Origin of the sequence: Streptomyces sp. NBC_01506 (genome assembly GCF_045040295.1) — a bacterium.
Taxonomy (GTDB): Bacteria; Actinomycetota; Actinomycetes; order Streptomycetales; family Streptomycetaceae; genus Streptomyces.
Genome location: NZ_CP109422.1, coordinates 5,483,028 through 5,496,919 on the forward strand (window position 1 = coordinate 5,483,028; position 13,892 = coordinate 5,496,919).

The following is a 13,892-nucleotide window of genomic DNA, read 5'->3' on the forward strand; positions in this document are numbered from 1 at the left end:
GGATGCCCCTACGCGCCTGGGGTCGCCACCGCGATGCTCATTGCATCGGAATCGGGTGGAGGTGCCGGGATGGCGGCGTATGAACAGAGCAACCCCCGGCGACTTCGTCGCGGCAGACCGGTTACCCAATCCGTCGCGCTATCAACCGTTGGGCCGGACAGCGAACTTGAGACCACGATTCACGGCGGGGGCTTTTGGCGTCCGGTGCCCGAGTCTGTGCCCAGGGTGTACGACGCTGTTACCCGCGAGGTCCTGAAGGACGTCGAACGCGGACCGCGGCGGTTGATGCCATGACGCTCGACAAGCGCTCAGTCGCGCCGACTCTTGAGCCCGTTCCCGTCGAGGGGTGCGGAGTGTGCGGAGCACTGGCCGCGCAGCGCGAGGAGGCGCGGCAGAACGGCAAGGCGGTGACTGTGCGGGAGTGCAATGCGGAACTCCGAAATCACCCGCACTGCCATGCGTGTGGCCTCCGATGACGGACCGGCGGTTCGCCCCGTGGAGACACCCGACGGACCGGTGACGTCCGAGATGGCCAAGGCTCTCGTTCGCCGATCTCGTGACCAACTCCCCTCCCACGCTCATTACTTGATCATTTGTCCGACCCGCAAGTGAAATAGTGTGCGCATGAGCGCGCCGGACGACAACAACACCGTGACGCTGCGGCTGCCCCCGGGCGTCCCCGGTCAAAAGGCCCCGACGTCCGCGCCCGTGCCCGCTCCGTCGCGCGGCTCCGCCGGGCTCGGCAAGGCCAGTGCCCTCATGGCCGCCGGGACCGTCGTCTCGCGGATCACCGGCTTCGCCCGCACCCTGGTCATGGCCGCGGCCATCGGTGTCGGCACGCTCAACGACTCGTACCAGGTCGCCAACGTCCTGCCCACGATGATCTACGTCCTCGTCGGCGGCGGGGCGCTGAACGCCGTCTTCGTGCCGCAACTCGTGCGCGCCATGAAGAAGGACGACGACGGGGGCGAGGCGTACGCCAACCGCCTCCTCACCCTCGTGATGGTCACGCTGGCGGCCGTCACCGCGCTCTGCGTCCTCGCCGCGCCGCTCCTCGTGCACCTCATGTCCCCGGAGATCGCGGACGATCCGCGCCGGATGGCGGTCACCGTGGCCTTCGCCCGCTACTGCCTGCCGACCATGTTCTTCATGGGTGCCCACGTCGTGCTCGGCCAGATCCTCAACGCGCGCGGACGCTTCGGCGCGATGATGTGGACGCCGCTCCTCAACAACATAGTGATCATCGCGGCGTTCGGCGGTTTCATCTGGGCCTTCGGCGGCTTTACCGCCTCCGGCCTCACCCCCGCCACCATCACCCCCGAAGGCGTCCGGCTCCTCGGCCTCGGTACGTTGCTCGGGCTCGCCGTCCAGGCGCTCGCCATGCTGCCGTATCTGCGCGACGCCGGTTTCCGGCTCCGTCCGCGCTTCGACTTCCGCGGCCACGGGCTCGGCAGGGCCATCGGCCTGGCCAAGTGGACGCTGCTGTTCGTGCTCGCCAACCAGCTCGGCATGGTCGTCGTCACCCAGCTCGCCACCAAGGCGGGCGCGGCGGCCGAGCGGGCCGGCTTCACCGGGACCGGCATCACCGCGTACAACTACGCCCTGCTGCTGTGGCAGATGCCGCAGGCCATCATCACCGTCTCCGTCATGACGGCCGTCCTCCCGCGCATCTCCCGCGCCGCCGTCGACGGCGACACGGCGGCGGTACGCGACGACATCTCGTACGGCCTGCGGACCTCGGCCGTCGCGATCGTGCCGTGCGCATTCGCCTTCCTGGCGCTGGGAGTCCCGATGGCGACGCTGCTCTACGCGGGGTCCGGCGCCGAGGGCGCGCGGGGCATCGGCTACGCGCTGATGGCCTTCGGGCTCGGACTCGTCCCGTACTCCGTGCAGTACGTGGTGCTGCGCGGCTTCTACGCGTACGACGACACCCGGACCCCCTTCTACAACACCCTCGTCGTGGCCCTGGTCAACGCCGCCGCGTCGGCGCTCTGCTTCGCCGTCCTCCCGCCGCGCTGGGCGGTGGTCGGCATGGCCGCGTCGTACGGCCTCGGCTACGCCTTCGGTGTCGGCATCGCCTGGCGCCGCCTGCGACGGCGCCTCGGCGGTGACCTGGACGGCACCCGCGTCCTGCGGACGTACGCCCGCCTGATCACGGCCTCGCTCCCGGCGGCGCTCACGGGCGGCGCGGCGGCGTTCGCCCTCACCCACACCCTGGGCAACGGCGCACCGGCCTCGCTGCTGTCCCTGACGGCGGGCGGAACGGTCTTCCTCTGCACCTTCCTGGCAACCGCCCGCCTCCTGCGCCTCCCGGAGTTGACGGCACTGACGGCCATGGCGCGGGCCAGGCTGGGCCGTTGATCCCTGACGCGTTACCTGGGCGGTCCCGCTACGCGCCCACCGTCCCGTCGACCCCCTCGCGCAGCAGGTCCGCGTGGCCGTTGTGGCGGGCGTACTCCAGCAGGACGTGCAGCATCACCATCCGCAGTGAGACGTCCTCGCCCCACCGTGGCTGGTGACCCGTCATGTCCAGCGAGTCGGCGGCCCGCTCGACGCGGCGTGAGTTCTCGACCTCGGCCTCCCAGGCGGTGAACGCCTCGGAGCGGGTCGAGGTGCTCGCGTCGTACGCCGACTGGAAGTTGACCTCGCCCGGGGGTGACCACAGCATCGGCGCCGCGTTGTCCTCGAACACCCGGCGGAACCAGGCGCGTTCGACCTCGGCCAGGTGTCGTACGAGGGCGAGCAGGGACAGCGTCGAGGGCGGCATCGACCGGCGGCGCAGGTCGTCGTCGCTCAGGCCGGCGCACTTCATGGCGAGCGTCGCGCGGTGGTAGTCGAGGAAGGCGCGCAGGGTCTCGCGTTCATCGCCGAGGCGGGGAGGGCCTACGCGGGTGTCCGGGGTGTTGTCCGTGTGCTTACCGCTGGGTGTCATGGTCGCCATTTTCGCTGTGCGGTCGGTGCGGTCGGCGCAGGCGTTCGGTGAGGCGTGAGCTGAGCGGTTCGTAGTTGTGGTCGGGGAACAACTCCGGGAAGACGTCCAGCATTTCCTCCAGGTCGGCAGCGATCCCGGAGAAATCGTCATCCGTGAATGAGACGTCGCAGAACAGATACTGCCAGCCGAATGTTCCCTTGGTGAGGGTCAGCGCTTCCAGGTACTGGCAGTAGTCGAGGTCCATCCGGTATCCACCCAGGCGGAATTCCGACGCGTGGTACCAGATCTCCGGGGCAGGAGTCTCCGGGCGGATGCGCAGAGCCGCGAACTCTCCCGTGCCGCTCACCGGGTGATCGTCGAGCACCCGGAACTCCGCGTACCGCTGCCGTACGGCCGGCGTCATCAGCTCCGTCGCGTCGGGCGGAGCCTTTGTGGTGAGCGCGGTGGCCGGGTGCGAGACGCAGAACTCGCCGGAGAGTCCGGAGCCTTCCAGATCCCAGTGGGCGGAGATCTGGTCGAAGCGGACCAGGCACCTCTCGGCGAACGGCGCGTCGGTGTCTTGGTCTGTGAGGGCAATCTCTCCCGTCCTTGGGGAGAATATTTCGATATCGGGTGCCTTTTGTAATTCGCCGAGCATCCTGCGCAGGCGTCGTTCGGTGGCGTTGAGGGCGGCCATGCGGGCTCCGTTGTTCAGCGGTGAGCGGGGACGGGGGATGGTCAGGGTCTCGCCGCCGTCACCACGGGGGGCGGCTGAAGCCGGTGAGGGCGAGCCACAGGGCGTCGAAGGCGGCGCTCGGGCGGCCGTTGAACTCGCCGTTCTCCGGGAGCAGTTCGAGCAGGTCGAGTACGGCCGAGAGATGCCCGCACTCGGCGGCGCGCTGGGCCAGCAGCTCGATGGGGCGTTCGCGATGGGCGTGCGGGGTGCGCTGAATCTCCGCGTATCCCTCGGCCAGCTCCTCGATGTCCCGCTCGCTCGGTGTCAGCGGCCGGACCGGTGGGGTGCCGGCGGTGGCGGCGCGTCGGGCCCGCTCGGGCAGGTCGTCGCCGAGCGCCCAGTTGTGGTCTCCCCACTCCTCCAGCAGATCCGGGCGCCCGGCCTCGGCGAGCGCTGTCAGTACCTCGTAGGGGACTTCCCATCCCGGAAGTGCCTGGAATTCGCGGGCCAGGTCGATGCGCCCGGTGCGGACCAGATACACCAGCCACTGCGGCTCGGAGGTGTAGCCGACCGGCGGATGGCCGGCCCGGTCCGCCAGGATCTCGCGGGCGAGGTCGTCGCGTCCGCACTCCAACAGGGCATGCAGGACCGCCAGATGCTCCTGCCACGGGTTGGGCTCGACATCGATGGCCGCGCGGGCGCGCCGGAGCCAGTTCTCGGCGTGGCGCACGTCGCCCAGGGCGTGGTGGGCGGCGCCGAAGGAGGAGGCGGTGTCGGCGTTCAGCTCCTTGCCCCCGGCCTCGGCGACCAGCGCCTCGGCCCGGTCGAACGCCGCACGGGCCGCCTCGCCCTGTCCCGCGCGGGCCAGGATCACGGCGACGTCGGACGCCGCGCCGACGCGGTCCAGCACGTCGGGTATCTCCTCGACCAGCGCCAGGGCCGCCGCGGCCGAATCGGCCGAGCCGTGCCGGGCGCGCAGCCGGGCGGCGGCACGTGTGTACGGGCCGATGGCGAATCCCCAGCGGTCCGCGTCGAGATGGGCGACGGTACGGCGCGCCGCCTCGTACAGATCCTCGATCCGCGCGGTGCTGGGCGGCGGCCACGGGCCGGGGTCACCGGCGTCGGCGAGCTCCGCCAGGGATTCGCGGTACTCCCGGAGCAGTTCACCGTCCTCGGAATCGAGGAGGTCGGCGGCGGTCAACGCGTCCGGAAACACCTGGAGTTCGCCCCACCGTACGGGCCAGGCGTGGCGGCGGCCCACCGCCCAGGCGAGGACGGAGCGCAGGGCGTCCTCACTGCCGGCCGACGCGATGACGGCGTCCGGAACCAGCGTCATCGCCCAGGTGTGGTCGTCGAGGGCGAAGACCTGCTTGCCGAACTGTGCGTCGTCGGTGACGTACTCCTCGGCGATCTCCCCCTCCACCGGGCGTGGCTCCTGCGGGACACGCAGGAAGGTGAAGTCGCCCACGGACCCGGCGGTGCCGGCCGCGACGAACCGCACGCTCGTCTCTCCGACCAGCACCAGCGTGTCGTCCGCGCCCCAGTGCACCGCGTGGATCCCGGCCGCGGGCATGGTCCACAGCCGCCGGGCGTCGGCGGGATCGGTGAAGGACCAGACCTCGACGGTGTCCTCGCTGGTCAGGCAGGCGGCGCGGTCCCCTCCGGGCGCCCAGTCCCAGGCGTTGCGGTCGCCGGTCCACCGTTCGCCGTCCTCCCACTCGGGATGGGCGATCGAGGCGGTGCCGACATGGCGGTCGCCGTCGAAGACATGGACGGCGGGCAGGGCGGTGTCCGAACCGGGCGTCAGGACGGCCAGCCGGTGGGCGGGCCCGGTGGCCCAGCGCAGGGAGCAGGGCTTGCCGAGCGCGAAGGGGCCGCAGCGGATCCGTCCGTCGGCCGCGTCGCGCAAAAACAGACCGCGGTGGGTGACGGTGGCGACGCGGTCGCGGGCCGGGCTGAACCGGGCGGTCCTGGCGGGCGCGTACCAGATGACGCGGCGGGTCTCGGCGTCCACGGCGATCGCGTTGGTGCCGTACAGACGCGTGGCGTCGGGCGACCAGACCGGGCCCTCGATCCACTCCCCGACCTCGAAGTCGTTGTCGTCGTCGCGGTGTGTCCCGGTCGATTCGAACTTCTCGCGCACCGCCTCCGGGAGATCCCGGGACATGGCGTACGGGTGGTCGGCCTTCAGGTGGTTGGGCAGCCAGGACAACTCACCGCGGTCGAGCGGGACAAGGCAGCCTTGCAGCCCGCCGTCGCCGTTCGTACCGCAGTGGTAGTAGACACTCCGGCCGTCGGGGGAGAGCGCGAACTCAGACGGGCGGGAATTGCCGTTCGACACGTCGATCGACGCGATCGGGCTGCCGGTCTCCCCCGTGGGGCTCCACACCCCCACGGAGTTGGTGAGGTAGGACATGGCGAGCCGGGTGGAGTCGGCGGACCACTGGACCGTGTTGGCGTAGTCGGGCCAGCCGATGCCGCCTTCGATGTCGCGCACGGTGCTGACGCACCGTCCGGTGGCGACCTCCCAGACCTGTAGAACGCCTCCCTCGTCGTAGTCGTCGGTCACCCAGCTACCGGTGGCGAGATAGCGGCCGTCCGGACTCAGCGCGTGGCCCACGATCTCCCCGTCGTGCCCGTACGGGTGGAGCAGCGTCGCCTCGCCGACGTCGCGCACCCGTCCGGTGGCCAGGCGGTGGGCGTCGGTCACGCCCTCGGCGCGCTCCAGCTCGGCGAGCCGGGCGCGCAGCGGCGGCAGATCGCGCTCCGGTGTGAAGGCGGACCAGTCGGCGTCGCCCAAGAGGGCACTCAGAGCGGCCGAGTCGGCCGCGCCGGCGAGGGCCGCAGGCGGCAGGAACGGCGGCGGCCGGTCGTCGTGAGCGGTGGCGGTGGCGGTAGCGGTGGCGGCGGCGGTAGCGGCGGTAGCTGGGTTGACCTGCTCCTCCGCGCGTTCCAACATGCCCAGCAGCGCTTCCTCGTCGAAATAAGGCGTGCGGAGCATTACGTCCGTGCGGGGAATCGGGCCCCGCTCGAAAAGCGTACGAAAGATCAGGTCGGTCTCGTCGGTCACCGCGTCCGCCACCCGCGCGCCGAGCGCGGTGAGCCGGCTTACCGCCCTGGCCCTTCCCCCGACAGACGTGAAGTCTCCGTACAGCACAACATTGCGTCCCCGTAAATTCATGGCAGCGATCTTAGGAGGGGGCACTGACAACGGCCGGGGGACCTGTGGACGGACGGCGGGCCGGGTCAGCCGTACAGGTCGGACCGGGACAGGTCCTCGTCGCTGAGGACGAGATCCTTCGCCGCGACGTTCTCCTCCAGATGATCGAGCGAACCGGTGCCCGGAATCGCCAGCAGTGACGGCGAGGCCGCCAGCAGCGCGGCGATCCGCACCTGCGTGACGGTCGCGCCCATACGAGCCGCGACCTTGCCGACCTTGCCGAGCCGTTCGGTGTCCAGCGGCGTGACGCCACCGCCCAGCGGGAAGTACGGCACGTACGCGATGTCCTCCGCCTCGCATTCCGCCAGCAGCCCCAGGTCACCGGTGTACCGGTTCTGCACCGCCGCGACAGGCGCGATCCCCCGGGCCTCGGCGAACTGGACGGCGTCGACGTTACTGACGCCCAGGTGCCGGATCAGCCCCTCCGCCCGCAACTCGGCCAGCACCGCGAAGCGTTCGGCGATCGACTCGCCGCCCGGCCCTGTCATCCCGCCCACCCGCAGATAGACCAGGTCGAGCCGGTCCAGCCCGAGGGCGCGCAGATCCGCCTCGACCAGGCCGCGCAACTGATCAGGCGCCGCCTGCCCACTCGGCACACCGTCCGGCGTGGGCAGCGGGCCGACCTTCGTCGCGATCACCAGATCGTCGCGGTACGGGGAAAGCGCCCTGCGGATCAGCTCGTTGGCCCGTACCGCACCCCTTCGGTAGAAGCCGGCCGTGTCGATGTGGTTCACGCCCAGTTCCACGGAGCGCCGGAGCACCGCGATGCCGTTCTCGGGGTCTCGCGGCGGGCCCTCGAAGGTGCCGGCCGCCAGACGCATCGCGCCGAAGCCGAGCCGGTCGACGGTCAGGTCTCCGCCGAGGGAGAAGGTCTTGTATGTCCTGTACGTCGTGTTCCTCTTGTCGTGCCTCTTGATCGTCATAAGGCTCAGGCTGTCCGCCGCCACGACGTCCCGCGAGCGTGTGGCAGCTTGCTGCCAGACTTGAGGTATGCGGAACGAGCAGGTGTTGTTCTCCGTCCGGGGGGACGCGGAGTTGATGGTGCGTGCCGGCCATCTCTTCGAGTCCGCGCGGAGCGAGTTCCTGTGCGCCGCCCGAGACCTCAAGACCTTCTCGCAGCCGCGGGCCAGGGCCGCGATCCGCGACCGGATGCGCGCCGCGCGCCCCCCGGACCTCATCCCCCGCAAGCTGCTCAGCCCGGTCGCGCTCGCCGACGAGGAGGCCCGCGCGCATCTGCGGCTGGTGCGGGACCACGGGGCTCTCGTACGTATCAGCGGCTCGCCGCTGCCGCACGAGACGATCATCATCGACCGGCGCGTGATGATCCTCGCCGGGGCGCGGACGCCCACCGGCCGTGAGTACACCGTGACGACGTCGCGGATCCTGATCGACGGCGTGCACTCGCTGTTCCAGGCGGTCTGGGACACGGCCGTCGATCCCGACACCTATCTGCGGAAGAACATCCCCCACCTCGACGCCGACGGCCGCATGGTCCTCAAAGCGCTCGGTTCGGGGCTGACCGACGAATCGGCGGCCGGACAGCTCGGCCTTTCGCTGCGCACCTACCGGCGTCGCGTGGCCGAACTGATGGTCAAGCTGGAGGCAGACTCCCGCTACCAGGCGGGGCTGCGCGCGGGCGAGTTGGGGCTGCCACGCTGAGCTGTGCGTTTACCGAACGTCCAAGTCACGGGGGGCGCGTACGACCTCCCGGAGGGGCCGAAGTACTGGTTCCAGGTCTGCCCGCACAACAGCACTGAGGACAAGTACCGCGACTGGGCTGTCTGGACCAACAACCTGTAGCGGTCAGGCCAGTTCCGCCAGCTCCGCCAGTGCCGCTGCGGCATCGGCGGCCTGGGTGGCATGGGCGGCGTGGCCCGATGAACGGCTTTTGGCCAGGGCGCGGTTCAGATGGCGCTCGGCGGCCTCCCGGTCGCCCCGGAGGCGTGCCGCGTGCCCCAGGCCGGTCTCGGCGCGGATCTCGCCCCTGCTGTAGGCACGTTCGGCGGACACGGACAGTGCGCGTTCGTACAGTTCCGTCGCCCGCCGGGCGTGGCCGCCTGCCAGGGCGGCTTCGCCGAGGCGGGTCAGTGTCTCGACCACCTCGGTCCACAGCCCGAGTTCCTCGGCCATCAGCAGACCTTCCCGGTGCAGGCGCTCCGCCCGCGCGTGGTCACCGTCGCGTCCGGCCGCGAGTGCCAGGGACCGGCCGGCCCGGAGCCGGCCCCAGCGGTCGCCGACCTCATGGAACAGCGCGGCGCCCAGTTCCGCGGCGCCCAGTTCCGCGTGGCCCGCGAGTTCGACCAGTGCCGCGGCTTCACTCCAGCGGTCGCGGGCGGCGCGCGCGTCGGCCAGGCTCGCCTCCACCATCCGCCGCCCCTCGCGGTGGTGGCCGTGGCCGGTCAGACCGGTGCCGACGAACCACCGCAACCGGGCGCGCAGCGCGGGATCTTCGACACCGGCCGTCGGGTCCTCACCCAGGTCGTCACTGGCGGTCGACGTGCGCAGTTCGATGCCGGTCAGCCAGGCCCGCGCCGTCAGGCGCGCGGTCGGGGCGGCGTCGACGTCGGCGGCCAGCGCGGTACGGAGCGACCTGCGCGCCTCGGTGAGCCGGCCGCGCAGGAACCAGTACCACGTCAGCGCGTTCACCAGCCGCACCGCGTCTCCGGTGGCGTTCCCGGCGACCGCGAGGTCGAGGGCGCGGCGCAGGTTGACGGTCTCCGCGTCCAGGCGCTCCAGGGCGCACCGCTGGTCCGGGCCGCGCAGCCGCTCGCTCTCCCGCTCGGCCAACTCGGTGTAGCAGCGCAGGAATCGCGCACGTACGGCAGCCTCCTCACCCGCCTCCGCCAGTCGTTCGGCGCAGTAGGCGGCCACCGATTCGAGCAGCCGGAACCGGTTCCCCTCACGTACCACCAGCGAGCGGTCCACCAGCCGGGCCAGCAGGTCGGCCACCCGCCCGGCGCCCAGGTCACGGTCCGCGCAGACCGCCTCGGCGGCCGGCAGGGTGCAGCCGTCCGCGTGCACCGCGAGGCGCCGCAGCACGGTCCGCTCGTCCACGGTCAGCAGTTGCCAGCTCCAGTCGAGCATGCTCCGCAGCGTCTGCTGCCGGGCCGGAAGCCCACGTACCCGGACGTCGGGCGGCGGGGCGAACCGGTCGCTCAGGCAGTCGGCGAGTTCCTCCGGGCTCAGCGTCCGCAGCCGGGACGCCACGAGTTCCAGCGCGAGCGGAATACCGTCCAGGCGACGGCAGATGACGGAAACGGCCGCCGCGTTGTCCGCGTCGAGGACGAAGCCGGGCGCCGCTGCCGCCGCCCGCTCCACGAACAGCTCTACGGCGCTGGACCGGGCGACCGCCTCCGGACGGGTGCGCTCCGGCCCCCCGTCCGGCAACGCCAGCGGCGGCACCTGATGTACCGATTCGCCGGGGACGTCGAGGGCTTCCTGGCTGGTGACCAGCAGGTGCCCGGCGGGCACCGCCGACAGTACGGCGCCGGCGAGCACGGCGACCGGCTCGACCAGGTGCTCACAGTTGTCCAGCAGGATCAGCAGGTGCTTGTCCGCCACCGCCTGGCACAGCCAGCCCACCAGGTCGTCCAGGTTCGGCTCCGTCGCCGCGGTGTCGCACAGACCGAGGGTCGTGATGACCCGCTCGGCGATGTCGTCCGGGGTCGACGTGGCACTCAGACCGGCCAGTTCGACCAACCACACGCCGTCCGCGAACCGTTCGGCCACCTCGCGCGCCGCGGCGATCGCCAGCCGCGTCTTCCCCACTCCACCGAGACCGGTGAGCGTGACAAGGCGGGTGCCCGCGCCGGCGCCCAGTTGTGCCCGCACCTGCTCGACCGCCTCGCGCCGGCCGATCAACGGGGTCAGCGGCGTGGGCAGGTTGGTACGGCACGACAGCGACTCGAGCGCGGGCGTGGCCAGTCGTGGCTCCTGGCGCAGGATCGCCATATGCAGCGCGGTGACTCCCGGCCCCGGTGACACCCCCAGCTCCCGCGTCAGATGGCCCCGCAACTCCTGGAAGCTCCGCAGCGCGTCGCCCTGCCGCCCAGCCCGGTACAGCGCGCGCATATGGGCCATGCGCAGTCGCTCGCGCAGCGGATGCCGCGCCACCAGCTCGCCCAACTCCGTTGCCAGCGCGGTATGTTCGCCCAGCGTCAGCCGTACTTCGGCCTGGTCCTCGACGACGGTGAGGCGCAGCTCGTCCAGCCGGGCGATCTCACCGTGGGCGAACAGGGACTCGGCCACGTCGGCGTACGCCGGGCCCCGCCACAGCGCGAGCGCGTCCGCGAACAGGCCCCCCTTCACGGCCGGTTCGTCGTGGGCGCGGGCGCGCTCGGCCAGCTCCTGGAACCGCAGCGCGTCGACCGCGTCGTCGTTGTCGCCGAGGAGCAGCCGATAGCCGGCGGGCTCACGGACCACCTGCTCCCGGCCCCCGAGTACGCGGCGAAGCTGGGAGATCTTGGTCTGGAGCGTGTTGACCGACCCGCCCGGTGCGTTGCCCGCCCACAGGTCCTCGATGAGACGGTCCGCCGGTACCGGTCCGCCCCCGTGGACCAGCAGATTCGCCAGCAGGGCGCGCACCTTCACCTCCGGGACCCTGACCGGCCGACCCCCGGCGTCCCAGACGGCCAGCGGGCCGAGCACCCCGTAACGCATGGTCGCCAGTCTATCGCCGGGTGACCATCAGGAAATCGTGCGTGACGGTCGGCACAGTGCGCAGCACGTTCCCGAAACATCAGACGCAGGGGAGTGCCATGAGCACAACGACCGTACGCGGCGTACGCGGGGCCGGTGCCAGGGAGTGGGGAGGGCTGGCCGTCCTCGCGCTGCCCACCGTGCTGCTGGGCCTCGACGTCACCGTGCTGTACCTGGCGCTTCCCTCGCTGGCCGAGGATCTGCGCCCGAGCGGCACCGAGGAGCTGTGGATCATGGACGCCTACGGCTTCATGATCGCCGGCTTCCTGATCACCATGGGCACGCTGGGCGACCGGATCGGCCGCCGCAAGCTGCTGGTGATCGGGGCCGTTGCCTTCGGGGCCGTATCCGTACTGGCCGCGTACTCCACCAGCGCCGAAACGCTCATCGCGGCGCGCGCGGCCCTGGGGATCGCCGGGGCCACGCTGATGCCGTCCACTCTGGCCCTGATCAGCAACATGTTCACCGTCCAGCGCCAACGCTCACTGGCCATCGGGGTCTGGGCGACGAGCTTCGCGCTCGGCATGGCGCTCGGGCCGGTGGTCGGCGGCGTGCTGCTGGACCACTTCTGGTGGGGGTCGGCGTTCCTCCTCGCGGTCCCGGTCGCGATCGTGCTGCTGGTGGCCGCGCCGGTCCTGATCCCCGAGTACCGGGCGCCGCACAGCGGGCGGTTCGACCTGCTCAGTGTCGTGCTGTCGCTGATCGCGATCCTGCCGGTGATCTACGCGGTGAAGCGGTTCGCCAAGGACGGCCTCGACGCTCCCACGCTCGCCGCCGCCGTGATCGGGCTGCTCTTCGCGGTCCTGTTCGTACGGCGCCAGGGCGGGCTGGCGAGCCCGCTGCTCGACGTGCGCCTGTTCACCGACCGTACGTTCAGCGCCGCGCTGAGCGTCCTGCTCGTCGGCCTTGTCGGAGTCGGCGGCTCGATGCTGCTGATCACCCAACAGCTTCAGTTCGTGGAGGGACTGCCACCCGTCGAGGCAGGCCTGTGGATGGGGCCGCCCGCGCTGCTGATGTTCCTGGCGGCGATCGGGTCGCCGCTTCTCGCGCGCCGCGTGCCGCCGGGAATCGTGGTGGCCGCCACCCTGGCCCTGTCCACGGTCGGGTACGTACTGCTCACCCGGGTGGACACTTCTGGCGGCATCGCCCTGATGGTGATCGGATTCGGCCTGGTCTACCTCGGCCTCGGCGCGATCGCCGCGCTGGGTACGGACCTGGTGGTCGGAGCCGCGCCGCCGGAGAAGGCCGGCTCGGCCTCGGCCCTGTCGGAGACCGTGCAGGAACTGGGCCTCGCCCTGGGCGTGGCGATCCTGGGCAGCCTGGCCACGGCGGTCTACCGCGACCGCGTGGCCGCCGCCCCGGCGGATACGCCGACCGCTGTTGCCGACACGGCGGTCGACAGCCTCGCCGGCGCGGCTGCGTCGGCCCACCGGCTGCCGGCCGGCTGGCTGGACCACGCGAAGGAGGCGGCGACCTCGGGGATGAACCTCGCGATGCTGGTCGCGGCGGTGTGCACGGCGGTGCTGGCGCTGCTGTCGGCGGTGGTGCTGCGGCACGTGGGCGTGATCGGCACGGCCGAGCCGGACCTTGCGGAGCGCGCTTCGGCGGCCCCCGCCAAGCCAAAAGTCTGACGGCACGTCGGAACCGGCCCCAGCCCCCCGGCCCTCGTCCGGGGCGGCTCATGGTCAATGAAGATCCGTTGCGGTCAACTCGACAAGTCCCAACCGTTCAAAGGGAGGAACCAGTCGACTCAAGTACCAGCCGAAATCGCAGAACACGGAATCGAGCATGGTCCGCTTGTTGACGGTGACGATGAAGGAAATCTCCTTGCGGCCCTGGTGAAACAGCAGATCGCCGCCGTGGGTGCCATTTCCGAAGTAGGAGGTGATGCCGAAAGTCGTCAACCGCGAGTCTGCTTGATCCGCCTCATCGATAACGTCGGGCAAGCGTGACGCGTTCGCCGTCGTCCAATCAAACATCTTGTCGCGGTCGATCACGTACGAGACCTGATCGCTCTCGGCCAGTGTCAGACCGGCCTCTTGAAGCACATGGAGCACCTCGCGGATCGAGAGTGGTTCCGCGAATGTGAATTCTATGTCACTCGTCCGTGTCACGGCAATCAGCCCTTGCTGTCGAGCGGTAACCGTCCCTTGTCGGGCAACCCGATCCTAGAGTTCGATCGGTCGATATGAGAGCGCTTCTTCGACAACTTCCTCCGCAGACATCGGGGGATCCGAATAGAAGATGAGATCGCTGACCCGTGGATGCGGAACACTTGCCTCCAGTTCTTTCATGAGGGCAAGATCCTGTTCTTCGGAGCCGGTCGATCCAGACATGATTCTCTCAACCATTTCGATCAGTCTGTCTCTTGGCGGAGTTGCTTTCAT

At 70.7% G+C, this 13,892-nt stretch carries 10 protein-coding genes; 3 read left to right on the top strand and 7 right to left on the bottom strand.

Annotation, left to right across the window (positions count from 1 at the left end):
• Window positions 1-624 precede the first annotated feature (624 nt).
• Window positions 625-2,361, top strand: a complete 1,737-nt coding sequence (gene murJ / locus OG329_RS24325; RefSeq protein ID WP_405798050.1) for a murein biosynthesis integral membrane protein MurJ — start codon at window positions 625-627, stop codon at window positions 2,359-2,361.
• A gap of 28 nt (window positions 2,362-2,389) precedes the next feature.
• Here murJ and OG329_RS24330 read toward each other — a convergent pair whose 3' ends face one another.
• The 4 genes from OG329_RS24330 to OG329_RS24345 form a co-directional block, all read right to left on the bottom strand.
• On the bottom strand, window positions 2,390-2,932 hold the full coding sequence (locus OG329_RS24330) for a DinB family protein (RefSeq protein ID WP_405798051.1): 543 nt from the start codon (window positions 2,930-2,932) through the stop codon (window positions 2,390-2,392).
• Complete coding sequence (locus OG329_RS24335; protein WP_405798052.1) at window positions 2,916-3,608, bottom strand: hypothetical protein; 693 nt, start codon at window positions 3,606-3,608, stop codon at window positions 2,916-2,918. The genes OG329_RS24330 and OG329_RS24335 overlap by 17 nt, the downstream gene beginning before the upstream one ends.
• Before the next feature lie 58 nt (window positions 3,609-3,666).
• Complete coding sequence (locus OG329_RS24340; protein ID WP_405798053.1) at window positions 3,667-6,768, bottom strand: hypothetical protein; 3,102 nt, start codon at window positions 6,766-6,768, stop codon at window positions 3,667-3,669.
• Window positions 6,769-6,833: 65 nt separating this feature from the next.
• Window positions 6,834-7,730 (bottom strand): oxidoreductase, encoded by an 897-nt coding sequence (locus OG329_RS24345; RefSeq protein WP_405798054.1) that lies wholly within the window; start codon window positions 7,728-7,730, stop codon window positions 6,834-6,836.
• Window positions 7,731-7,797: 67 nt separating this feature from the next.
• Between OG329_RS24345 and OG329_RS24350 the strand changes: the two genes are divergently transcribed.
• Window positions 7,798-8,466, top strand: coding sequence for a DNA-binding response regulator (locus OG329_RS24350; protein ID WP_405798055.1), 669 nt, complete (start codon window positions 7,798-7,800; stop codon window positions 8,464-8,466).
• Window positions 8,467-8,610: 144 nt separating this feature from the next.
• Here OG329_RS24350 and OG329_RS24355 read toward each other — a convergent pair whose 3' ends face one another.
• A complete protein-coding gene (locus OG329_RS24355; RefSeq protein WP_405798057.1) occupies window positions 8,611-11,466 on the bottom strand; it encodes a BTAD domain-containing putative transcriptional regulator in 2,856 nt (951 codons plus the stop codon).
• Window positions 11,467-11,564: 98 nt separating this feature from the next.
• Here OG329_RS24355 and OG329_RS24360 point away from each other — a divergent pair, with 98 nt between their 5' ends.
• Window positions 11,565-13,136, top strand: a complete 1,572-nt coding sequence (locus OG329_RS24360) for an MFS transporter (protein ID WP_405798058.1) — start codon at window positions 11,565-11,567, stop codon at window positions 13,134-13,136.
• A 54-nt stretch (window positions 13,137-13,190) separates the two neighbouring features.
• Here OG329_RS24360 and OG329_RS24365 read toward each other — a convergent pair whose 3' ends face one another.
• Window positions 13,191-13,553, bottom strand: a complete 363-nt coding sequence (locus OG329_RS24365) for a hypothetical protein (RefSeq protein WP_405798059.1) — start codon at window positions 13,551-13,553, stop codon at window positions 13,191-13,193.
• A gap of 120 nt (window positions 13,554-13,673) precedes the next feature.
• Entirely contained in the window at window positions 13,674-13,856 is a 183-nt protein-coding gene (locus OG329_RS24370; protein ID WP_405798061.1) for an e9imm peptide, read from the bottom strand.
• Window positions 13,857-13,892: the final 36 nt, after the last annotated feature.

Excerpts from the sequence above, each read along its gene's own strand:
- OG329_RS24340 (WP_405798053.1), bottom strand. The coding sequence starts at position 6,768 with ATGAATTTACGGGGACGCAATGTTGTGCTGTACGGAGACTTCACGTCT.
- OG329_RS24360 (WP_405798058.1), top strand. The coding sequence starts at position 11,565 with ATGAGCACAACGACCGTACGCGGCGTACGCGGGGCCGGTGCCAGGGAG.
- OG329_RS24355 (WP_405798057.1), bottom strand. The coding sequence starts at position 11,466 with ATGCGTTACGGGGTGCTCGGCCCGCTGGCCGTCTGGGACGCCGGGGGT.
- OG329_RS24335 (WP_405798052.1), bottom strand. The coding sequence starts at position 3,608 with ATGGCCGCCCTCAACGCCACCGAACGACGCCTGCGCAGGATGCTCGGC.
- OG329_RS24345 (WP_405798054.1), bottom strand. The coding sequence starts at position 7,730 with ATGACGATCAAGAGGCACGACAAGAGGAACACGACGTACAGGACATAC.
- OG329_RS24330 (WP_405798051.1), bottom strand. The coding sequence starts at position 2,932 with ATGACACCCAGCGGTAAGCACACGGACAACACCCCGGACACCCGCGTA.
- OG329_RS24350 (WP_405798055.1), top strand. The coding sequence starts at position 7,798 with ATGCGGAACGAGCAGGTGTTGTTCTCCGTCCGGGGGGACGCGGAGTTG.
- OG329_RS24370 (WP_405798061.1), bottom strand. The coding sequence starts at position 13,856 with ATGGTTGAGAGAATCATGTCTGGATCGACCGGCTCCGAAGAACAGGAT.
- murJ (WP_405798050.1), top strand. The coding sequence starts at position 625 with ATGAGCGCGCCGGACGACAACAACACCGTGACGCTGCGGCTGCCCCCG.